1 pseudogene is annotated in these 278 nt (G+C 65.5%); it reads right to left on the minus strand.

The window, feature by feature from the left end:
- Positions 1–278, minus strand: a pseudogene (locus EN859_RS37875) (efflux transporter periplasmic adaptor subunit); the annotation flags it as partial.

A 278-nucleotide genomic window follows, 5' to 3' on the forward strand; every position in this document is an offset into this window, starting at 1 on the left:
AGGTCGGCGCGCTCGACGGCGTCGTCGAGCTGCAACAGCACAGCGTCGGCGGCGACCTTCTGGTTGGCATGAAAGCGGATCTCCTTGACGATGCCGCTGGTTTCGACCGTGAGATCGACGCCGCGCACGGCACTCACGGTGCCGATCGCCTCGACGCCCGGCGTCCAGTCGGAAGGCTTCACGACAACGGTCGAGACAGTCGCGGCCGGCGGCTTCATGGCGGCGAAGAACTGCTTGATGCCCTTGTCGCGCATGATGTTGAAGCCAACGATGCCGCC

It is taken from the genome of Mesorhizobium sp. M00.F.Ca.ET.216.01.1.1, from assembly GCF_004010325.2.
Taxonomy (GTDB): Bacteria; Pseudomonadota; Alphaproteobacteria; order Rhizobiales; family Rhizobiaceae; genus Mesorhizobium.